The sequence below is a fragment of the Streptomyces sp. NPDC051105 genome (assembly GCF_040682795.1).
Lineage (GTDB): Bacteria > Actinomycetota > Actinomycetes > Streptomycetales > Streptomycetaceae > Streptomyces.
Genome location: NZ_JBFBBR010000014.1, coordinates 33,887 through 53,886, shown reverse-complemented (window position 1 = coordinate 53,886; position 20,000 = coordinate 33,887). Strand labels below are relative to the sequence as shown.

Annotated in this window: 20 protein-coding genes, 1 tRNA gene and 1 pseudogene; 12 read left to right on the top strand and 10 right to left on the bottom strand. The window is 70.7% G+C overall.

All coding sequences use genetic code 11. The annotated features are described in order from the left end of the window. Positions 1-8: 8 nt before the first annotated feature. The 3 genes from AB0N16_RS30145 to AB0N16_RS30135 all read left to right on the top strand — a co-directional run bounded on the left by AB0N16_RS30145 (position 9) and on the right by AB0N16_RS30135 (position 1,759). On the top strand, positions 9-497 hold the full coding sequence (locus AB0N16_RS30145) for a GNAT family N-acetyltransferase (RefSeq protein WP_365802103.1): 489 nt from the start codon (positions 9-11) through the stop codon (positions 495-497). Between the two features lie 426 nt (positions 498-923). Next, a complete protein-coding gene (locus tag AB0N16_RS30140) occupies positions 924-1,403 on the top strand; it encodes a hypothetical protein (protein ID WP_365802101.1) in 480 nt (159 codons plus the stop codon). Continuing rightward, complete coding sequence (locus tag AB0N16_RS30135) at positions 1,400-1,759, top strand: hypothetical protein (protein ID WP_365802099.1); 360 nt, start codon at positions 1,400-1,402, stop codon at positions 1,757-1,759. Before AB0N16_RS30140 ends, AB0N16_RS30135 begins: the two co-directional genes overlap by 4 nt. Positions 1,760-1,925: 166 nt before the next feature. Here AB0N16_RS30135 and AB0N16_RS30130 read toward each other — a convergent pair. After that, a pseudogene (locus AB0N16_RS30130) lies at positions 1,926-2,393 on the bottom strand (nuclear transport factor 2 family protein); the annotation flags it as partial. A gap of 116 nt (positions 2,394-2,509) precedes the next feature. Here AB0N16_RS30130 and AB0N16_RS30125 point away from each other — a divergent pair. Together AB0N16_RS30125 and AB0N16_RS30120 are read left to right on the top strand one after the other, a co-directional pair. Beyond that, positions 2,510-3,484: a LysR family transcriptional regulator gene (locus AB0N16_RS30125; protein WP_365802097.1), complete on the top strand. Its 975-nt coding sequence runs from the start codon at positions 2,510-2,512 to the stop codon at positions 3,482-3,484. Between the two features lie 193 nt (positions 3,485-3,677). Further along, a complete protein-coding gene (locus AB0N16_RS30120; RefSeq protein WP_365802095.1) occupies positions 3,678-3,914 on the top strand; it encodes a hypothetical protein in 237 nt (78 codons plus the stop codon). On the opposite strand, the gene AB0N16_RS30115 is transcribed toward AB0N16_RS30120, so the two are convergent. The 7 genes from AB0N16_RS30115 to galU all read right to left on the bottom strand — a co-directional run bounded on the left by AB0N16_RS30115 (position 3,906) and on the right by galU (position 9,617). Continuing rightward, a tRNA-Ala gene (locus tag AB0N16_RS30115) sits at positions 3,906-3,979 on the bottom strand. The genes AB0N16_RS30120 and AB0N16_RS30115 overlap by 9 nt on opposite strands. A 103-nt stretch (positions 3,980-4,082) precedes the next feature. Continuing rightward, the gene (gene glpR, locus AB0N16_RS30110) at positions 4,083-5,312 is read right to left on the bottom strand and encodes a gephyrin-like molybdotransferase receptor GlpR (RefSeq protein WP_365802093.1); all 1,230 of its coding nucleotides are present in this window, start codon (positions 5,310-5,312) and stop codon (positions 4,083-4,085) included. 185 nt (positions 5,313-5,497) lie between these two features. Beyond that, the gene (locus AB0N16_RS30105; RefSeq protein ID WP_365802091.1) at positions 5,498-6,169 is read right to left on the bottom strand and encodes a GNAT family protein; all 672 of its coding nucleotides are present in this window, start codon (positions 6,167-6,169) and stop codon (positions 5,498-5,500) included. Positions 6,170-6,189: 20 nt separating this feature from the next. Continuing rightward, positions 6,190-6,726, bottom strand: a complete 537-nt coding sequence (locus tag AB0N16_RS30100; protein ID WP_365802090.1) for a MogA/MoaB family molybdenum cofactor biosynthesis protein — start codon at positions 6,724-6,726, stop codon at positions 6,190-6,192. Continuing rightward, the gene (gene moaC / locus AB0N16_RS30095; RefSeq protein ID WP_365802088.1) at positions 6,723-7,235 is read right to left on the bottom strand and encodes a cyclic pyranopterin monophosphate synthase MoaC; all 513 of its coding nucleotides are present in this window, start codon (positions 7,233-7,235) and stop codon (positions 6,723-6,725) included. The genes AB0N16_RS30100 and moaC overlap by 4 nt, the downstream gene beginning before the upstream one ends. A gap of 127 nt (positions 7,236-7,362) precedes the next feature. Beyond that, complete coding sequence (gene glp, locus AB0N16_RS30090) at positions 7,363-8,685, bottom strand: gephyrin-like molybdotransferase Glp (protein WP_365802086.1); 1,323 nt, start codon at positions 8,683-8,685, stop codon at positions 7,363-7,365. Then, the gene (gene galU / locus AB0N16_RS30085) at positions 8,682-9,617 is read right to left on the bottom strand and encodes a UTP--glucose-1-phosphate uridylyltransferase GalU (protein WP_365802084.1); all 936 of its coding nucleotides are present in this window, start codon (positions 9,615-9,617) and stop codon (positions 8,682-8,684) included. The genes glp and galU overlap by 4 nt, the downstream gene beginning before the upstream one ends. Before the next feature lie 79 nt (positions 9,618-9,696). Here galU and AB0N16_RS30080 point away from each other — a divergent pair, with 79 nt between their 5' ends. Continuing rightward, complete coding sequence (locus tag AB0N16_RS30080; protein WP_365802082.1) at positions 9,697-10,332, top strand: 5-formyltetrahydrofolate cyclo-ligase; 636 nt, start codon at positions 9,697-9,699, stop codon at positions 10,330-10,332. A 98-nt stretch (positions 10,333-10,430) separates the two neighbouring features. Here AB0N16_RS30080 and AB0N16_RS30075 read toward each other — a convergent pair whose 3' ends face one another. Next, on the bottom strand, positions 10,431-13,190 hold the full coding sequence (locus tag AB0N16_RS30075; RefSeq protein WP_365802080.1) for a penicillin acylase family protein: 2,760 nt from the start codon (positions 13,188-13,190) through the stop codon (positions 10,431-10,433). Between the two features lie 206 nt (positions 13,191-13,396). Here AB0N16_RS30075 and AB0N16_RS30070 point away from each other — a divergent pair, with 206 nt between their 5' ends. The 6 genes from AB0N16_RS30070 (at position 13,397) to mscL (ending at position 19,380) form a co-directional block, all read left to right on the top strand. Beyond that, positions 13,397-14,992: a potassium/proton antiporter gene (locus tag AB0N16_RS30070; protein ID WP_365802078.1), complete on the top strand. Its 1,596-nt coding sequence runs from the start codon at positions 13,397-13,399 to the stop codon at positions 14,990-14,992. Positions 14,993-15,403: 411 nt separating this feature from the next. Then, positions 15,404-16,696 carry an MFS transporter gene (locus AB0N16_RS30065; RefSeq protein ID WP_365802076.1) on the top strand — a complete coding sequence of 431 codons (1,293 nt, stop codon included), beginning with the start codon at positions 15,404-15,406 and terminating at the stop codon, positions 16,694-16,696. Positions 16,697-16,763: 67 nt separating this feature from the next. After that, complete coding sequence (locus tag AB0N16_RS30060) at positions 16,764-17,096, top strand: FmdB family zinc ribbon protein (RefSeq protein ID WP_365802074.1); 333 nt, start codon at positions 16,764-16,766, stop codon at positions 17,094-17,096. Positions 17,097-17,197: 101 nt separating this feature from the next. Next, a complete protein-coding gene (locus AB0N16_RS30055) occupies positions 17,198-18,031 on the top strand; it encodes an S-methyl-5'-thioadenosine phosphorylase (RefSeq protein WP_365802072.1) in 834 nt (277 codons plus the stop codon). 176 nt (positions 18,032-18,207) lie between these two features. After that, positions 18,208-18,783, top strand: a complete 576-nt coding sequence (locus AB0N16_RS30050; protein WP_365802070.1) for a hypothetical protein — start codon at positions 18,208-18,210, stop codon at positions 18,781-18,783. A 138-nt stretch (positions 18,784-18,921) separates the two neighbouring features. Then, on the top strand, positions 18,922-19,380 hold the full coding sequence (mscL, locus tag AB0N16_RS30045) for a large conductance mechanosensitive channel protein MscL (RefSeq protein WP_365802068.1): 459 nt from the start codon (positions 18,922-18,924) through the stop codon (positions 19,378-19,380). Between the two features lie 112 nt (positions 19,381-19,492). Here mscL and AB0N16_RS30040 read toward each other — a convergent pair whose 3' ends face one another. Further along, positions 19,493-19,672, bottom strand: a complete 180-nt coding sequence (locus AB0N16_RS30040) for a hypothetical protein (protein ID WP_365802066.1) — start codon at positions 19,670-19,672, stop codon at positions 19,493-19,495. Positions 19,673-20,000 lie beyond the last annotated feature (328 nt).

The window sequence follows — 20,000 nt, the reverse complement described above, 5'->3', positions numbered from 1 at the left end:
TGCCTCACATGAATATACGCCCGGTCGCCTTCGACCATCCCGACGCCGTAAAGCTCAACGACGAGGTCCAGGCCGAGTACCACGTGCGTTACGGCGAGGGGGGCGACGCCACGGTCCTCGACGCGGCAGACTTCGCGCCGCCGAACGGCGTCTACCTGATCGCGTACGACGAGTCCGACCGCCCCGTGGCCACCGGCGGCTGGCGCAGCCAGGACGAGAACGGCGAGGGCAACGAGGACGGCGACGCCGAACTCAAGCGCATGTACGTCGTCGAGGAGATGCGCGGCCGGGGCCTGGCCCGCCGCATGCTCGCCGCCCTGGAGGACGACGCCCGCGCGGCCGGCCGCCTCCGCATGGTGCTGGAGACGGGCACCAAGCAGCCGGAGGCCATCGCCCTGTACACCTCCAGCGGTTACGAGCCGTGCGTGAAGTTCGGCTACTACCGCCACTACGAGTCGAGCCGCTGTTACGCGAAGCCCCTGCGAGCAGACCTGTAATCGACTTCACATCCGGCCGCCACCTTGCCCCCGGCGCCGGGCATCGGGGGGACCGCGGCGCCGCCGGGTCGGTCCCACCTGCTGCACCCGACCGACCAGGTGGCCACCCCGCTCTCACCCTGGACCACCTCGCCTGCCGGCGCCCACCGGGTCGGGAGAACCCCGGAAACGACAAAGATCCCGGCGATCGGAACATCGCGGGGATCTCATCGTGCAGTGGGGCGTTCACGCGCGCTGATGACGTGCGGCGACAAGAGGCCCTGAAGATCGTTCCCCGTGCTGACGAAGATCGTTCCCCAGCCGCCTGGGAAACGGAACCGGTCGCCGCCGTTCGGCCGCTCGTGAGATGCGCGTGACCGGTCCGCTGCTCTGTGCCCCTCTTCCGGGTGATGACGCCGGGGCGAGTTTCGAAGTAGTTTCAAAGTTATGAGCACCGAGAGCGCCGCCGTGAACTTCTCCGAGCTGGTGAACAAGAACAAGCAGACGCTTGCCCGGCTCCAGGAATCACCGAGACTGCTCCTGCACCGCAGAGACGGCGAGGACCTGGTCCTCACCACCGCGGCGCGGGCCGAGCAGGACCAGACGGTGGTGTCGGCGGCCACCCGAATGCTGGCCGCGATGGCCCGCCGGGAGCTCGGCAGCATGGAACTGCTCCTCGACATACTGCCGGACGCCTTCCCATGGGTCCGTTTCCTGCCCGAGCCCGATCTCCACGCCTTCGCCGTCGAACTGGTCGACACCATGCGAGCCGCCGACTCCATCGGCAACAGCGCGTCCGTCGCCCAACTGCTCATCGCCTGGCAGCACACCGCCGAGGTCCACTCCGACCCCGAACTGCTGGCCGCACTGACCAGGGATCACGGCGAAGACTACGGCCCGGTACCGGACCCGCGGGGCACCGCATGACCGCGGGCCGCGGCGACCGCGCCGCACCACCGGCACCCGACGGCCACTGGAAAGTCCGCTTCGCCGACGCGGCCTCGGCCAAGGGCTGGGAGAGCCTCGCCCAGCAGGCCCGCGAGAACACCTACCGCGCCTGGATCACCATGCGCACCGCCCCCCGACCGTCCACTGAGACACCCCGGCACCACCGCCTCAAGGGCGGTCTGGCGCACGGAACCCACCGCGGACAGACCTGCGAGCAATGGCAGATCGAGGTGACCGGCGGCGGCCGCATCTGGTACCTCCTCGACACAGTCCGGGAGGCGTACTGGATCACCTTCGCAGGTACGGGGCACCCGCGGGCCACAGACCGCCGCTGAGGCGGCGGGCCACAGACCGCCGCTGAGGCGGCGGGCCACAGACCGCCGCTGAGGCGGCGGGCCACAGACCGCCGCTGAGGCGGGACAGCCGGGCGGGGGCGGAACAGGACGGCAAGGATCGTGGCGGGCGGCGGGGCCATGGAGGACAGGCCGCTTCCCGCACCCTTCAGGGGTGCCGGTGATAAGCCTTGTTGGCGATGCGCCATCTGTCGTCGGCACGGATCAGCAGGAAGATGTCGGTGAACGTGTCTGCGCCGTGCGAGAGCGTCATGGTTGCGGTCGCGACGGTGCCGTGGACGTCGATGGCGTCGATGCGGCGGGAGCGAGTCGGTTCGTCCCTGGCCGGCCGGCCAGGGAAGACAGTGCAGTACTCGTCCAGGCTCCACGAGACGAATGCGCCGTCCCGGAGTCCCTCGATGTGGGCGGTGGGAAGGAATGCGTCGCGGAAGTGGGTGGGGTCGCCGGTGGCGTGTCCGCGGATGTAGGCGCGGAGCGGTTCGAGTACGGCGTCCTCCCCAGCAGGGACCGTGGCGGCGACGGCGATGTCGGCTTCAGAGCCAGCACGGGTGTCGACCAGGCCGGCTGCGCTGCGCAGGGGGGTGTTGGACGAGGCGGCCAGCAGAGCCAGGTCCTTGATCGTGTGCGGTGTGGTCATGCACGGCAGGCTGGTGCACCACGAAGGCTGCGACAAGCGCAGATTTCGCAGGCCAACCCTGCGGAACTCGCATACCTGCTCGGCATACTGGCGCCATGGAACTGACGGTGTGGCGGACCTTCGTGACCGTGTGCCGGCTCGGGTCGCTGTCAGCGGCGGCCGCGGAGCTCCATCACACGCAGTCGGCCGTTTCCCGGCAGATCGCCGGGCTGGAGCGGCAGCTCGGTGTGCCGCTGATGGAGCGCCATGCGCGCGGGGTGCGTCCGACGCCTGCCGGTGAGGTGTTCCGGCACCATGCTCTGGCCACGCTCCACGAGGCCGACCGAGCCGTTCGGGCGGCACGGGAGGCTGGCGACGGGGGGTTCAACCGGCCGCTGGCCGTCGGTGCGACACCCTCTCTTGCCGCAGGGATTGTCCCCGAGGCCGTCCGGGCCCTGCTGAAGGAGGCCGGATCCATCCGGTGGAGCCTGTTCCCCGGCCTGAGCACGCAACTGCACCACCGTGTGATCGCCGGCGAACTCGACGTCGCCGTCGTCACCGACGCACCGCCTGGGCTGCCCCATGACCCGCGGGTCGAACGCCGGTTCCTCGGGTTGGACGAGATGGTCGTCGCGCTGCCCGTGGACCATCCGCAGTCCGGGCGCGGCCCGGTGCCCATGCAGGCGCTGGCCGACCAGACCTGGGTCGAGGACAACGACGGCTCTGCCGCACTCCTGCACCAGCACGCCGCCCGCGCCGGAGTCAGCGCCCGCATGGATCTCACCGCGGCCGATCTGCCCGGCAAACTGGCCCTGGTCGCAACCGGCCATGCGATCGCGCTGATACCCGGGGTGTTGACAGCCGCGCTGCGGCCCGATGTCACCACGGTGAGCCTCGTCAATCCCCCGGCACGCGGCATCTACACGGTCACACCAGGTCGTGGCCCCCACCCCCGCGCAGCGCCCCTGCTCGACCAGCTCGCCGCAGCCTTCGCCTCGGTGGTCCGTCCTGCCCACGCCGCGCACCCGCCGACCGGTACGGATGTCCACCCCACCGGGCCGGCACTTCACGACGGCATCACGGACTCGTAAGCGGGGGCTCTCCGGGATCGGGATGCCGCTGGCTTTCCCAACTGCCAGACGTGGTTCGGCGTTTGGGTGTCTGGGACATCTGGCGTGGCCTGCGATGTCTGGCGTTGCGCCTGTGGCGTCGTCGGGTTGGGGAGGACGAACGGGCTTCGCTGGCACGGATGAGACCGCAGCGGCCTCAGGCGTGCGTACGGCCGTGGACTTCTACATCCGCAACGCCGACCGTCTCCAGCAGCGCCAGCGTGAGCTGGAAACAGAACTCGCCGCAGTTCACACCGCCAGCGGTGTTCCGGTGCTGGACGAGGACCTGCTGGGACGGCTGGTGGCCTGCCATTTCCCGGAAACGACAAAGACCCCGACCGATCATCATGATCGGCGGGATCTCGTCAACCGCTCCCGAGCGAACTCAGGAACAGCCGTGCAGTGGACCTGAGGGGATTTGAACCCCTGGCCCCCTCGATGCGAACGAGGTGCGCTACCGGACTGCGCCACAGGCCCTTGCAACGAGTGAAACTCTAGCATCCCCGTCGGGGTGCTTGGAAATCCGTTCCCTGACTGGTCAGGACCGGGGTGCCGGGAGGCGCCCCGCGCTCGCTTGGTGTCACTCGTTGGCCGCGCGCGGGCGGTCGCCGTCCTCGTACTGGTCGAACAGGGGCGTGCGGCCGCGCTCGCGCGCCCGGCGCGCGGAGGCCGCGCGGCGCGCGTCGGTCCGGCCGTCGGCCGACTTGTCGTCGGCGGCAGCCTCCGGCTCCTGCGCCTCCGTCTCCGGCGCAACCGGCCTGGCCTCCTGCTCCGGCGCGACGGAGCTGGACCGCGCCGAACTCCAGGCGTCGGGCGCCCCCAGGTCCACGTCGGAGGTGGCGCGGGGCGCGACCGGCGCGGTCACGTACGTCGGCAATGGCACCGGCACCGGGTCCCAGCTGTCCCCGTGTCCGGGCCGCCGCTGCCGCTCGCGCTGCTGGTCGACCCACTCGGCGTGGTCGGTCTGTTCGACGAGGGCGCGCCGGTCAGCGGCGAGCGCGGACAGGCCGGGATCGGTCTCGGCCGCTGGTCCCTCGTCCGGTTCGTCGGCGACCGCGCCCGGATCGAGAGGCGCGCGCCGCCGCGGCTGGCGTTCCCGCAACCGCTGCGCGGCGACCTCGGCCTGACGCCGGTCCATCTGGTAGGCGAAGCGCCGGCGCTCCTGCGCGCGGAGGTAGGCGATGTAGGCGCTGAGCATGACGGCGGGTACGCCCGGCGCCCACAGGAACGCGAGCCCCCCGACGGCGGCGACGATCGCGCCCAGCGTGAACGCGACGAAGAGCAACACTGTGGTGCGCCGACGGCGCGCGAGTGCCTTCGTACGCCGGGCGCGCGCTTCGGCCGTCTGTGCCGAGGACGCGCGCCGCGCGGCCGGAACTCGCTTGCGCGCGGGGTTGGATGGCGGGGCGGGCGTGGCGCCTGACTGACGGGCCGGTGTGGACGGGGACTTGGCCGCCGACGCGACCGCCTGGTCGCGCTCCGGTTCCCGGCGCCCGGGTACCTCCGGCTCCGCCTCGGCCCGGACCTGACGACGGGTCGGAGGCATGGCGAAAGCCCGGACGTCCACCGAGTCGGTGACGACGTCCGGATCCCCGGCGTCCTGCTCCCCCTCAGAGGCGGAGCGCGCCCGCAGGTCCCTGGCGTATCGGCGCTCCATCCCCGCCCGTCCGGACAGCAGCCGGATGGCGGTGCTGAAGCGTTCCGTCGGACGGGCCTCGTTCAGCTCGTCCTGCCTACGGAGCCACATAGGCACCAAGTAGGCGGCCCAGGCCCCGACAATGACTGCGTAGATGAGGCCGCTGCTGCTCACGCCTCACACGGTAGAGGGGTTTGCATGGGGCCATCTGCCAATTGCGCCGGTGTGTCGCACGATCTGGCTGATATTTCGAGCTTTTTTTGTGACCGATGCGATCAGCAAGCCGTCGGAGCCGCGAATTCAATGCCCCGAGACGGTCACGAGTCGATCAATTTCGAACACGTATTCCATTTTTTCGCCTAGGCGGGATTCCCTGGAGTGTTCTGCGGATTCCAGGGCACGTTCGGGGTACCTGTCGTACCCGGCGCCTTCGGCGACTCGCTCCGGGAGCGTTCCCGCCGCCAGCGGCCGAGCAACCCCTCGGGCACCTCTTCCGCCGTAAGGGCGAAGACGAGGTGGTCGCGCCAGGCCCCGTCGATGTGGAGATAACGCGGCCGCAGCCCCTCCTCACGGAATCCGAGTTTCTCCACGACCCGGCGGCTGGGCCGGTTCTCGGGGCGAATACAGACCTCGATGCGGTGCAGACCGACCGTGCGGAAACAGTGGTCCACCACGAGCGCGACGGCCGTCGGCATCACCCCGCGGCCGGCCACCGACCGGTCCACCCAGTAGCCGACATGTCCCGAGCACATCGACCCCCAGGTGATCCCGGCGACCGTCAACTGCCCGACCAGGCGCCCCTGGTACTCGATGACGAAGGGCAGCATGCGGCCCGCGTTCGCCTCGGAGCGCAGGTGCCGGACCATCTGCCGGTAGGTCGGCCGGTGCGCGATGGGGCCAGTGGGCGTGGGCGGCGGGATGGTCGCTTCCCAGGGGCGCAGCCAGTCGCGGTTGCGCCGGTTGACCTCGCGCCAGGCCCGCTGATCGCGCACCCTTATGGGCCGGAGGACGACATCACCGTCCACCAGCACGACGGGCCAGGATGGGCTGTTCAGCTCGCACCCCCGGTGCTGGGTCTGGGGTGGTCGCCGCCTCGGATCTGGTCGACGGCGTGCGCCAGCAGCGGTTCCAGGACGGCCAGGCCGTCCCGTACCCCGCCGGTGGACCCCGGAAGGTTGACGATCAGTGTCCGGCCCGCCACCCCGGCCAGACCCCGGGAGAGCGCGGCGGTGGGCACCTTCTCCCGTCCGAACGCGCGGACGGCCTCCGCGATGCCCGGCACCTCGTGGTCGATCACCGCACGGGTCGCCTCCGGTGTGCGGTCGGTGGGCGAGATGCCGGTGCCTCCGGTGGTGACGACGACGTCGTACCCGGCGTCGACGGCCGCGCGCAGGGCGGCTGCCACGGGATCCCCGTCGGGCACCACCCGCGGCCCGTCCACGGTGAATCCGAAGCCCGCCAGTCCCGCCGCGATCAGCGGCCCACCCTTGTCCTCGTAGACGCCGGCGGCGGCGCGGTTGGAGGCGGTCACCACCAGCGCACGGTACGGCGCGCGCGGCGCACCACCGGCGGACGGCCCGGCGCTCACGCCCGGCTCCAGTCGCCCGACTTGCCGCCCGTCTTCTCCTCCACGCGTACGTCCGTGATGACCGCTCCCTTGTCGACCGCCTTGACCATGTCGATCACGGTGAGTGCGGCGACGGAGACCGCGGTGAGGGCCTCCATCTCGACGCCCGTGCGGTCCGTCGTCCTCACGGTGGCCTGGATCTCCACGGCGTCCTCCGCTACCGACAGATCCAGTTTCACACCGGAGACCGCCAAGGGGTGGCACAGCGGGATCAGGTCCGGGGTGCGTTTGGCGCCCATGATGCCCGCGATGCGTGCGGTGGCGAGGGCGTCGCCCTTGGGGACGCCCTCACCGCGCAGCAACTCGATCACGCGGGGTGAGACGAGGACGCGTCCGCTCGCGCGTGCGGTGCGCGCGGTCACGTCCTTGCCGGACACGTCGACCATGCGGGCGGCGCCCGCGTCGTCGATGTGCGTGAGGCGGTCTGGCACAGGGCGTCCGGGGGTGTCCCCCCGGGAAGGCTCAGTCATGCTGTGTGGCGCTCCCGGTCCGGGCCCGTCGCGGTGCGGCGCTCGAGCCTGCTGTGCGCGACACGGTACCGCCAAGCCGGCGCGCACCACCGGGCAGGACCGCCCGGCGAACGAGTACGCGCGCGGGTCAGCCGAGCAGGACGACCTCGACCTCGCTGCCGGGCTCGACGGACTCCACGTCCTCGGGTACGACGATCAGCGCGTCGGCGTGCGCCAGGGCGGCGACCAGATGCGAACCGGCGCCGCCCACCGCGGTCACCTCGCCGTCGGCGTACGCCCCGCGCAGGAACTGCCTGCGCCCCTTGGGCGAGCCGAGCGCCCGGTCCGCCTTGAGGGTCGCCTTGGTACGGGGCCGGTGCACGTCCGGGAGGCCCATCAGGGTGCGGATGGCGGGGCGGACGAACAGCTCGAAGGAGACGTACGACGACACGGGGTTGCCGGGCAGTGCCAGCAGGGGCGTGTGGTCGGGGCCAATGGACCCGAAGCCCTGCGGCTTACCGGGCTGCATGGCGAGCTTGCGGAAGTCGATGCCGCCGCCCGCCTCGTCCGCGTCGCCGACGTGGGCCAGCGCCTCCTTGACGACGTCGTACGCCCCCACGCTCACACCACCCGTGGTGACCATCAGGTCGGCTCGGACGAGCTGGTCCTCGACGGTGGAGCGCAGAGTGTCGGCGTCGTCGACGACCGCGCCCACCCGGTAGGCGATGGCTCCCGCGTCCCGGGCGGCGGCGGTGAGGGCGAAGCTGTTGGAGTCGTAGATCTGGCCGCTGCCCAGCGTCTCGCCGGGCTGGACGAGCTCGCTGCCGGTGGACAGGACGACCACACGCGGGCGCGGGCGCACGCGTACCGAGCCGCGGCCGATCGCGGACAGCAGCGCGATCTGCGGCGGGCCGAGAACGGTGCCGGCCTCCAGTGCGCGCTCGCCTGCCCGCACGTCGCTGCCCTTCGCGCGCACGTGCGCGCGTGCCTCGGCCGGCCGGTGCACGCGCACGTGCCCCTCGGCCCCCTGGGGCGCGAGGCTGCGCGCCACCATCCCCGCGACCGGTCCCTCGCCGAGTCCGCCGTCGGTCCACTCCACGGGGACGACGGTCTCGGCGCCGGGCGGCAGCGGGGCACCGGTCATGATCCGGGCGGCCTGGCCGGGGCCGACCGGGGTGAGCTCCGCCGCGCCCGCCGCGACATCCCCGACGACCTCCAGGACGGCCGGGAACTCCTCGCTGGCGCCCGCCACGTCCGCGACCCGTACCGCGTACCCGTCCATGGAGCTGTTGTCGAACGGCGGCAGTGACACCGGCACCATGACGTCGTCGACCAGGACGCAGCCCTGGGCGTCGAGGAGTTGCAGCTCGATGGCTTCCAGGGGTCGGACGGTGGTGAGGATGTCCTCCAGGTGCTCGTCCACCGACCACAGGTGGTCCTGGCCGGCGGGGCGGGTCGCGGCGCTGCTCAACTCTGCTGCATCTCCTCGGCTACGTAACTGCGAAGCCAGGTCCGGAAGTCCGGGCCCAGGTCTTCACGTTCGCACGCGAGCCTGACAATGGCACGCAGATAGTCGCCGCGGTCGCCGGTGTCATAGCGGCGGCCCTTGAAGACGACGCCGTGCACGGGGCCGCCGACCTTCCCCGCGGCGGTAGCCGCTGATGAATACGTCTGGGCGAGTTGCTGCAGGGCGTCGGTGAGCTGGATCTCGCCGCCGCGACCCGGCTCGGTGCGCCGCAGTATGTCGAAGACATGCGGGTCGAGGACGTAGCGGCCGATGATGGCGTAGTTCGATGGGGCGTCCGCCGGGTCCGGCTTCTCCACCAGGCCGGTCACCCTGACGACGTCACCGTCGACAGTGGTCTCCACTTCGGCGCAGCCGTAGAGGTGGATCTGCTCGGGGTCCACCTCCATGAGCGCGATCACGCTGCCGCCGTACTGCTCCTGAACCTCGATCATGCGCCGGAGCAGCGGGTCGCGCGGGTCGATCAGGTCGTCGCCGAGCAGGACGGCGAAGGGCTCGTGGCCGACGTGCGGGGCCGCGCAGAGCACGGCGTGGCCGAGGCCCTTGGGGTCGCCCTGGCGCACGTAGTGCATCGTGGCCAGGTCGCTGGACTCCTGGACCTTGGCGAGCCGGCTGGCGTCGCCCTTCTTCTGGAGCGCCGATTCCAGCTCGTAGTTGCGGTCGAAGTGGTCTTCCAGGGGACGCTTGTTGCGTCCGGTGATCATGAGGACGTCGTCGAGCCCCGCCGACACGGCCTCCTCGACCACGTACTGGATCGCCGGCTTGTCGACGACCGGCAGCATCTCCTTGGGAGTGGCCTTGGTGGCCGGCAGGAACCGGGTGCCGAGGCCTGCCGCGGGAATGACAGCCTTGCTGATCCTGGGGTGCGACTGAGTCATGTCCGCAACCTTATCCGGTGCCTTTGCGAAGAATCTGAGTCTCCGGTTAATTGGCACTCATATGAGCGGATTAGAAAGGATGCGGGGACGACCTGTGCAGCACAGTGAGCCCGGGGGCGAGACTGACAAGCGATTGTTGCGACGAGAATTCCTGGGGGTGAGGAACAGGTTGACGACAGACGTCGTCAGGGAGTCGTCCGACGCGCTGGCCGAGCACGCTCTGGAACTGCCCGAGCTGGCGCGTGCACGCACGGTGGCGGCGTACGTCTCGGTCGGGAGCGAGCCCGGCACCCTCACGCTACTCGACGCGCTGCTCACGCGGGGCGTACGCGTCCTGCTCCCCGCGCTCCTGCCGGACAACGATCTGGACTGGGGCGCGTACGCCGGGGAGGGCTCCCTCACGCGCGTCCAACACGGCGGGAAGATGGCGCTGTTCGAACCCTCCGGTGAACTCCTCGGCCCGGACGCCGTGCTCTCCGCCGACGTCGTGCTGCTGCCGGGGCTCGCGGTCGACGCGCGCGGGATGCGGCTGGGGCGCGGTGGAGGGTCGTACGACCGCGTACTGGCACGTCTGGAGCGCGCGGGTGCGCGGCCCGCGCTCGTGGTGCTGCTGTACGACACGGAGGTCGTCGAGCGCGTGCCCGCGGAGGAGCACGACCGGCCGGTGCAAGCGGTGGTGACACCGTCGGGCGCGCGCCGGTTCACGGGCTCTTGAGGTAGCCGGCACGCGGGGGGACGGCAGGCGCCGGTACGTGAAGCGGCCCTCCACGCGTGCGCGGAGGGCCGCTTTCGTCGGCGTGCGGTCAACACCGCTCAGGGCTTGAGAACGAGCGTGTCGCCGGTGCTCTTGTCGACCGCCTTGTCCGAGAACGACCACGGGAGCAGCTCGCCGTCGGCCCACTTGCCGGTCTGGTCGGTGTAGTGGGCGCTGAAGGCGTGGCCGGAGGCTCCGGTGAGGTTGATCCACTTGGATTTGTCGAGGTCGTCGAGGTTGACGACCATCCGCATGGAGGGGACCCAGACGACGCCGTAGCCGCCTGCGGCGTTCCAGCCGGTCGCGTCGACCGTGGCCTCGCCGCCACTGAGCTTCCAGGGGCCGCGGTTGAGGACGTACTGGACGATGGCCGGGCCGTCGGTGCCCAGGGTCTGGTTCTTCAGGAACAGGCGGTGCAGCCGGCCCCAGCTCCAGGTGTCGATGTCCTTGCCGAGCTTGGCGGTCAGCTCCCAGCGGGCGTCGATCATGGCACGCGCGAACAGCTCGTTCATGTTGTCGGCTTTGGGGCGGGTGCCCGCCGATGGCGTCTTCCACCAGTCGCTGTCCGGCTTCTCCATGAGGGTGCGGACCACCTCGAACCAGCGGTCGCCGCCGTCCGGCTGGGCCTGGTCGGCGTCGCGCTCGCCGCACTCGCGGACCTTGGTGTCGTCGTCGACCGGACCGGTGCCGTCGGCCTTGTCAACCCACAGGCACTGGCCCTTCACCCGCAGCTCCTTGGGCAGCTTGTTGCCGAAGGCCAGTTTGAGGATGTTGCGCCAGACCGCGTTGAAGTAGGCGGCGGCAGCGGAGTCGGCGTCCTGGGTGTAGTCCCAGCCCTCGAGGAGTTTCTGCGCCTCGCGGACGTCCTTGTCGTCGAGGTTGATCTTCAGCAGCTTGGGCACGAGCAGCTTGGCGATCTCGCTGCTGTTGTCCAGCTGCATCTGGCGCATGTCGTCGGTGGAGATCTTGCCGCCGTCCTTGATCTTCGACTCGATCAGGTCGGTGATGCGCTGGCTGCGAGTGCCGTAGCCCCAGTCCGTGGTGAGCGTGTAGGGGTACTTGTCCTTGTCGACCACGGCCTGGTTGGCGGTGACGATGTAGCCGCGCTCCGGGTCGTACTCGTAGGGCAGTTCGTCCTGCTTGATGTAGCCGGTCCACTTGTACTCGGAGTCCCAGCCGGGGGCCGGGATGGAGCCGTCGTCGGCCGACGAACGCGTGGGGATCTTGCCCGGCAGCGTGTAGCCGATGTGGTTCTTGGTGTCGGCGTAGACCAGGTTCTGCGACGGCACGTCGAACTGGGCCGCCGCCTCGCGGAACGAGCTCCAGTCGGACGCCTTGTCGAGGGCGAAGACGGCGTCCATGGTGGTGCCCGGGTCGAGGGCCGTCCACTTCAGCGCGACGCCGTAACCGTCGCCGCGGTCGGGTGCGGCGTTGTCGACGGAGGCCTTCTTGCCGACCTTGACGAGTTCGTCGTCGCGGTCGGACAGCAGGGGCATCCCGTCGGCGGTCTGCCGTACGACGATCTTCTTCGAGGTGCCGCCGGCGACCTTGATGGTCTCCTCGCGGCTCGTGAAGGGCTTGGTCCTGCCGTCGTACAGGTAGCCGTCGCCGGAGAGCTTCTCCAGGTAGAGGTCGGTGACGTCGACACCGGAGTTGGTCATGCCCCAGGCGATGTCCGCGTTGTGGCCGATGACCACACCGGGCATGCCGGCGAAGGTGTATCCGGTGACGTCGTACTGGCACTTGCTGGAGACCGTGGTGCAGTGCAGGCCCATCTGGTACCAGACGGACGGCAGCGAGGCCGACAGGTGCGGATCGTTGGCGAGCAGTGGTTTGCCGGTGATGGTGTACTTACCCGCGACGACCCAGGAGTTGGAGCCGATGCCCTGGCCGTTCACGCCGACGGCCGTGGGGACGTCGTCCAGGACGTTGTAGAGGGCCGCCAGCTGGCTTGTCAGCGCCGAACCGGTGGTCGACGAGGTGGAGGAGCCACTCGTGCCCGTCGAGGTCCCGGAGCCGCTCGTGGAGCCGCTCTGCTCGAACGTCTTGGTGAGCTCGTTGTACTGGCCCTCCTGGACGATCGGCTCGTTGCGGCCGTACGGGTATTCCGGGTAGAGGTCCTTGATCTGCTGCGGGCCGAGGCGGCTGGTCATCAGGGCCCGGTCGATCTCGTCATCCATGTTGCCGCGCAGGTCCCAGGCCATCGCCTTCAGCCAGGAGACCGAGTCGACGGGAGTCCACTGCTCGGGCTTGTAGTCGTTGATGAAGCCGAGGGCCGCGTACTCCAGGGAGATGTCCTTGCCGTCCTTGCCGGCGAGGTAGGCGTTGACTCCCTTGGAGTAGGCCTGGAGGTACTTCTTCGTCGAGTCCGACAGCTTGGTGTCGTACTCCTCCTTCGCGACCCGGTCCCAGCCCAGGGTGCGCAGGAACTCGTCGTCCTTCACCTGGCCCTTGCCGAACATCTCCGACAGGCGCCCGGAGGTCATGTGACGGCGCACGTCCATCTCGTAGAACCGGTCCTGCGCCTGGACGTAGCCCTGCGCCATGAACAGGTCCTCGTCGGAGGAGGCGTAGATCTGCGGGATCCCGTAGCCGTCCCGCTTCACGGTCACGGGTCCGGAGAGGCCCTTGAGCGTGAGCGAACCCTTGGTCTGCGGGAAGGACGCGCGGACCGTACTGATCGACCAGTACGCCCCGTAGGCGATGCCCCCGACGATGGCGAGGACTAGCACCAGAACGATCAGGCGGGCTCTGCGCCCCTTCTTCCTGCCGGACTTGCCAGGCTTGTCACCCGATGTGGCGGTGGTGTTGGGGGGCATCGCTGTCCTTGCTGTCCTAACGCGAGCGGCAGGCGGTCCTGGAGTGCTGGAGCAACCATAGGCGCAGGGCCTCGCGCGCCTTGACGCGGTGTCGGGAACCGGCGGGCACGGGCGTTCGATCTTGCCTCGTGGAACGTCAAGAAAGCGTCAAGAGTTAGGTAAGGTAACGAAGTACTTGGGTGCGGGGTGCCGCAGCCTCGGGTGTTGTGTACGTGAGCTCGCGTCGCCCGCGCGCGAGCCGACGAAGGGAATCGCCACTGACTGTCCAGCACCTCAACCAGCTCCTGCTCGTCTGCTCCCTGGTCCTGCTCGTCGCCGTCGCGGCGGTCCGGATCTCCTCACGCAGCGGGCTCCCCAGCCTGCTCGTGTACCTGGGGATCGGCGTCCTCATGGGCCAGGACGGCATCGGCGACATCCACTTCGACAACGCCGAACTGACCCAGGTCATCGGATACGCGGCCCTGGTCGTGATCCTGGCCGAGGGCGGTCTCGGTACGAAGTGGAAGGAGGTCGAACCGGTCCTGGCGTCCGCGTCCATGCTGGCCCTCGTCGGGGTCGGGGTGAGCGTCGGGGTCACCGCGGCGGGCGCGCACTATCTGGTCGGGCTGGGGTGGCGGCAGGCGCTCATCATCGGAGCGGTGGTGTCCTCGACGGACGCGGCGGCGGTCTTCTCGGTGCTCCGGCGCATTCCCCTCCCCGCGCGCGTGACGGGCACGCTGGAGGCGGAGTCCGGCTTCAACGACGCCCCGGTGGTCATCCTGGTCGTCGCCTTCTCCACCGCGGGACCGGTCGAGCACTGGTATGTCCTGCTCGGCGAGATAGCCCTGGAGCTGGCCATCGGTGCCGCCATGGGCCTCGCGGTCGGCTGGCTCGGCGCCTGGGGCCTCAGGCACGTGGCGCTGCCCGCCTCCGGCCTCTACCCGATCGCCGTGATGGCCATCGCGGTCACGGCGTACGCCGCCGGCGCACTGGCGCACGGCAGCGGCTTCCTCGCCGTCTACCTCGCCTCCATGGTGCTCGGCAACGCCAGGCTGCCGCACTGGCCCGCCACGCGCGGTTTCGCCGAGGGACTCGGCTGGATCGCCCAGATCGGCATGTTCGTCCTGCTCGGCCTCCTGGTCACCCCGCACGAGCTCGGCGACGACATCTGGCCGGCCCTGATCATCGGGCTCGCGCTCACCATGGTGGCGCGGCCCCTGAGCGTGATCGCCAGTCTCGCGCCGTTCCGTGTGCCCTGGCGGGAGCAGACCCTGATGTCCTGGGCCGGCCTGCGCGGCGCCGTCCCCATCATCCTGGCGACGATCCCCATGGTGAACGGCGTCGACACCAGCCACCGGATCTTCAACATCGTCTTCGTCCTGGTCGTCGTCTACACCCTCGTCCAGGGGCCGACGCTGCCCTGGCTGGCCCGCAAACTGCGGCTCGGCACCGGTCCGGAGGCGGCCGACCTCGGCATCGAGTCCGCACCTCTGGAGCGGCTGCGCGGGCACCTGCTGTCCGTCTCGATCCCCGAGGGCTCGCGGATGCACGGCGTCGAGGTCAACGAACTCCGGCTGCCCGCCGGGGCCGCCGTCACCCTGGTGGTCCGCGAAGGAAAATCGTTTGTTCCCCTGCCCACGACGGTGCTGCGGCGCGGGGACGAACTGCTCGTGGTCGCCACAGACCCGGTGCGCGATACCGCGGAGCGTCGGCTGCGCGCGGTCGGGCACGGGGGCAAGCTGGCGGGCTGGCTGGGCACGAACGGGACGGCGGGCGCCGGGTCGGGCGCGGGCTCGGGATCGGGGTCGCCCTCCGGGCGGTGAGCGCGGGCGCGCGGGGCGCGGGGCGGGCAGGGCGTGGGGCGGGCAGGGCGCGGGGCGGGCAGGGCCGCCGGGGGGTGCGGGGCGGTCGTGGGCGCGGGCGCACACGACGAGTGCGGGCGCGGGGAGCGGGAGGCGCGTGTTAAGGACGCGTTTCGGACGGTTCACACCGCCGCCAATCCCAGGTGAACGGCCCCCATGGTGCCCGTTTTCACAGGCACACAAGGGGTTGAGCCCTGTACGATAAAAGCACCCTGATCGAACCAACTCTGCCTGACGCAGAGCTGGCGCGACCGTATGGCGGCCGGATCGCTCTTCGCAGTGGACACCGGTATCTACCGCAGTTCCGCGCAAGAGGACAGCTCTCGGCGCCCCCGCACGGGCGCGCTACCAGGCGGCAGAAAGGCACGGGCCGTGGCATCCACGGTCACCACCGAGCCGTCGGAGAACTCGGCGGCGCCGTCCCGCCCGGGATACGGACAGTTGCTGCGCACCCGTGGCGCCTGGACGTTCCTGCTCCCCGGTTTCGCGGCGCGCCAGCCGTTCGCCATGCTCACCATCTCGATCGTGCTGCTCGTGCAGCACACCACCGGCTCGTACGGCGCCGCGGGTGCCGCCGCGGCGGTCACCGGTGTCTCCATGGCACTGTTCGCGCCCTACAGCGGCCGACTCGCCGACCGCTACGGGCAGCGCGCGGTGCTGACCCCCGGAGTGCTGGTCCACACGATGTCGGGCCTCGCCTTCACGGCGCTCGCGCTGGCGCACGCGCCCCTGTGGGCGCTGTTCGCGGCGGCCGTTCCGACCGGCGCCTCCGTGCCCCAGGTCGGCCCCATGGTGCGCGCCCGCTGGGGCGTGAAGCTCCAGGACTCGCCCCTCATGTCCACGGCGGCCGCCTTCGAGTCCGTCACGGACGAGCTCACCTTCGTCTTCGGGCCGCTGCTCGCGACCGCCCTGTGCACCACCGTGACGCCGGCCGCCGGCCTGGTCACGGAGGCCACGCTGACCCTGGTCGGCGGTCTCCTCTTCGCCGCGCAGAACAGCACCCAGCCGCGGGTGACCGGCACCGGCCACGCGCGCGTGCAGCACGTCTCCGCGCTCCGCGTCCCCGGCGTGCGGGTGCTGGTCGTCGCCTTCCTCGGCATCGGGTCCGTCTTCGGCGGCATGCAGGTCTCGCTCGCCGCGTTCACCGAGTCGATCGGCGAGCCCGGCCTGAACGGTGTCCTGTACGGCACCTTCGCGGCGGGCAACATGCTCTCGGGCATCGTCTGCGGCGCGATCGCCTGGAAGGCCGCCCCGCACCGGCGCCTGGTCGTGGGCTACGGGGCGCTCGCGCTGACCGCGTCGGCGCTGTGGACGTCGCACTCCGTGCTCGTCCTGGCCGGCCTCGGTCTACTGGTCGGCATGTGCATCGCACCCGCGCTGATCACCGGCTACACGCTGGTCGAGGGCCTGGTCCCGGCCGGCGCCCGCACGGAGGCGTTCACGTGGCTGACCGGCGCGGTGGCGCTCGGCCAGGCGGCCGCGGTCACGGTCGCCGGGCAGCTGGAGGACCGCCTGTGGGGCGGCGCCGGGTTCCTGGTGCCGATGGCGGGCACGGTGCTCGCCCTGGTGACCCTGCTGGCGCTGCGCTCGCGGCTCGTCACCCGGCCCCGGAACCGTACGGTCGCACGTGGCGTCGGTCACCGCGTGCCGGTGACGGTGGACTGATCCTCAGGAATACGTCACTATGGACCGTCGTTAGCACTCATCGAGTGAGAGTGCCAGGAGGAAGACAGTGCCGACCTACCAGTACCAGTGCACCGACTGCGGCGAGGGCCTCGAGGCGGTGCAGAAGTTCACCGACGACGCCCTGACCGAGTGCCCCAACTGCGGTGGCCGCCTGAAGAAGGTGTTCTCCGCCGTAGGCATTGTCTTCAAGGGCTCGGGTTTCTACCGCAACGACAGTCGCGGCTCCTCGTCGAGCAGCAGCCCCGCGTCGAAGCCGTCCGGCTCCGGCTCGTCGAGCACGTCGTCCGACGCGAAGTCGTCCGAGTCGAAGTCGTCGTCCTCGACGTCTTCGTCGGGTTCGACGTCCTCCTCGGGCTCCGCCAGCAGCTCCGCCGCCTGAGACTCCTTCCTCTCGGACCCCGCCGTCGTACGACGGCGGGGTCCGAGGTGTTCCCGGGCACCGGCTCCTGCCTGCTCCGGCGGCCAGCTAGTGTGCTGGGCATGGTGAACGCAGAGATCGGCGTAATCGGCGGCTCCGGCTTCTACTCCTTCCTCGACGACGTGACCGAGGTCCAGGTCGACACGCCCTACGGGCCGCCCAGCGACTCCCTCTTCTTCGGCGAGATCGCCGGCCGCCGGGTCGCCTTCCTGCCCCGCCACGGACGCGGCCACCATCTGCCGCCGCACCGCATCAACTACCGGGCCAACCTCTGGGCGCTGCGTTCCGCCGGCGTGCGCCAGGTGCTCGGCCCGTGCGCGGTGGGCGGCCTGCGCCCCGAGTACGGGCCGGGCACGCTCCTGGTGCCGGACCAGCTGGTGGACCGTACGAAGTCCCGGGCGCAGTCGTACTTCGACGGGCTGCCGCTGCCCGACGGCGCCGTGCCGAACGTGGTGCACGTCTCCCTGGCCGACCCCTACTGCCCCACCGGGCGCACCGCGGCGCTCAAGGCGGCTCGCGGCAGGGACTGGGACCCGGTCGACGGCGGCACGCTGGTCGTGGTCGAAGGGCCGCGCTTCTCGACCCGCGCCGAATCGCTGTGGCATCAGGCGCAGGGCTGGTCCGTGGTGGGCATGACCGGCCATCCGGAGGCGGCGCTCGCCCGTGAACTGGAGCTCTGCTACACGTCGTTGACGCTGGTCACCGATCTGGACGCGGGCGCCGAGACCGGTGAGGGCGTCTCGCACGACGAGGTGCTGCAGGTGTTCGCGGCGAACGTGGACCGGCTGCGGGGCGTGCTGTTCGACGCGGTGGCGGCCCTGCCGGAGAACGCGGCACGGGACTGCCTGTGCACGAACGCGCTCGGCGGGATGGATCCGGGGTTCCCGCTGCCGTAGCACGGGCCGCGGGCCGTTCCCGAGTACCCGGCGCCCTGTGGAAAACGGGCGGAACTTCCCGTTCGGGTGGCGGAGTTGTCCACAGCCCGTGGGTATTCCACGGGCTCCGACGCGTTTCGGCGCGAGGCCTCATCGTGGTCCCGCAAGCCGATTCCTCGTCGCAGGTGGTGATCCACATGTCCGTTCCCCCACCCTCGTCCTCCGCCTTCCCCCCTCCCCTTCGCGTTCCGCGCCCGCTGGGCACGGATGCGCCCGCCACCTGCGAGGTCCCGCACTTCGACCCGGTGCGGGTACGCGGCGGGAGCTACCGGCTGGGGCGGCTGCTGCGGCACCGCAGGCGGGCTCTCGCGGCCGGCCTGGCGGTCACGGCAGCAGCGCTCGTCGCGGCCGGACCCCGCGCCGCCACCGATCCCCTGCGCGCCGAGCGGCCCCGGAAACATCCGGTCACTCAGCCGGTACGGCGGCACGCCCCGCCCGTGGAGATGGTGACGGCGCCGGTGCGGATCGCCGACGCCGCGACGGTCCGCCTGCTGCGCCCGGGCGACCGGGTGGACGTCATCGCCGCCGGGGATCCCTCGACCGGTGGGGACGCCCGGGTGATCGCGCGCGGGGTACGTGTGACGGAACTGCCGGAGCCGGTCGAGGGAACCTCGGAGAGCGGGGCGCTGGTCGTGCTCTCGATTCCGCGTGCCGCCGCGGCACGGCTGGTCGGCGCGAGCGCCACGGCGCGGCTGGCGGTGACGTTGTGCTGAACAGCCTGGGGAGATTTCTTGGGCGAATCCTGTCACGCCCCTGGTTCCAGCTACCGGATTGGGCACGAAGGCCCCTTGGTGACGTAGGTTGCGGAGCGTTTTGTTCCACACCCTGTGCATGCGAGGAGAGTCCCCGAGGTGAGCGAGAAGAACGAACCGGGCATATGGCAGGGCTTCAAGGCCTTCCTGATGCGCGGCAACGTCGTCGATCTGGCAGTCGCGGTGGTCATCGGCGCCGCCTTCACGAACATCGTCAACTCGGTGGTGAAGGGAATCATCAACCCGCTGGTCGGTGCGATCGGCACGAAGAACCTCGACCGCTACAGCTCGTGCCTGAGCTCGTCGTGCCAAGGGACCCACGGCATCCAGCTGATGTGGGGCTCGGTACTCGGAGCCACTCTGAGCTTCGTGATCACCGCGGCGGTCGTGTACTTCCTGATGATCCTGCCGATGACGAAGTACCTGGCCCGGCTGGAGGCCCGCAGGAGGGCGAGGGAGGGCACGCGCGAGGTCGTCGAGGAGACCGAGCTGGAGGTACTGAAGCAGATCCGCGACGGCCTGATCGCACAGCGCGGGTCCGGGCACAACGAGCGCTAGCGACGCTGCCGCGCGAGGTCCGGGCGACGGCGCGGGCCGCTCGGCGGTGGTGGGTCCGGGCGACGGCCCGGACCGCTCGGCGGTGGTGGGTCCGGGCGACGGCCCGGACGGTTCAGAGGTGGTGGGGCGGCTTCTCGTCGAGGAAGCGCTTGAGGTCCGCCGCGGAGTCCCCCGCGGGGCGTTCGCCCCAGCCGCCGTCCGTGTCGTCCGACGACTGCCGGTCCAGTGGGTCGTCGAAGATCAGCGCGGCCTTCGGGTCGCGCGGGTCGGGCTCGGGGGTGGCGGTACTCATGCCTCAAGGGTACGGTCCCGGCCCGGCCCCGTACGGTCCCGGCCCGGCCGAGGCGTCCGTCGGCCCCGAGCCTGCCACCCGGCCTGACCGGCACGAGGCCGCGGACGAGGCCGCGGATGCTGTGTCCTTTGGGGAGGGCGAGGGCGCCGACCCCTATACGGGCCCGGATCTGCTCACCGGATTCCGCGCGTTCCTGGACGAGCAGATCAGGCAGCTGTCCGAGAGCCAGGAGCAGCCCTCGGCCACAACGACGGCCCCCGAGCCGTACCCGGAGGCCGTGCCTGCGGCCGCCTGCGTCGCGCGCCCGTCCGTCGTCCACGCACGCGTG

Excerpts from the sequence above, each read along its gene's own strand:
- AB0N16_RS30145 (WP_365802103.1), top strand. The coding sequence starts at position 9 with ATGAATATACGCCCGGTCGCCTTCGACCATCCCGACGCCGTAAAGCTC.
- AB0N16_RS30140 (WP_365802101.1), top strand. The coding sequence starts at position 924 with ATGAGCACCGAGAGCGCCGCCGTGAACTTCTCCGAGCTGGTGAACAAG.
- AB0N16_RS30135 (WP_365802099.1), top strand. The coding sequence starts at position 1,400 with ATGACCGCGGGCCGCGGCGACCGCGCCGCACCACCGGCACCCGACGGC.
- AB0N16_RS30125 (WP_365802097.1), top strand. The coding sequence starts at position 2,510 with ATGGAACTGACGGTGTGGCGGACCTTCGTGACCGTGTGCCGGCTCGGG.
- moaC (WP_365802088.1), bottom strand. The coding sequence starts at position 7,235 with ATGACTGAGCCTTCCCGGGGGGACACCCCCGGACGCCCTGTGCCAGAC.
- galU (WP_365802084.1), bottom strand. The coding sequence starts at position 9,617 with ATGACTCAGTCGCACCCCAGGATCAGCAAGGCTGTCATTCCCGCGGCA.
- AB0N16_RS30080 (WP_365802082.1), top strand. The coding sequence starts at position 9,697 with ATGCGGGGACGACCTGTGCAGCACAGTGAGCCCGGGGGCGAGACTGAC.
- AB0N16_RS30075 (WP_365802080.1), bottom strand. The coding sequence starts at position 13,190 with ATGCCCCCCAACACCACCGCCACATCGGGTGACAAGCCTGGCAAGTCC.
- AB0N16_RS30055 (WP_365802072.1), top strand. The coding sequence starts at position 17,198 with ATGGTGAACGCAGAGATCGGCGTAATCGGCGGCTCCGGCTTCTACTCC.
- AB0N16_RS30050 (WP_365802070.1), top strand. The coding sequence starts at position 18,208 with ATGTCCGTTCCCCCACCCTCGTCCTCCGCCTTCCCCCCTCCCCTTCGC.
- AB0N16_RS30040 (WP_365802066.1), bottom strand. The coding sequence starts at position 19,672 with ATGAGTACCGCCACCCCCGAGCCCGACCCGCGCGACCCGAAGGCCGCG.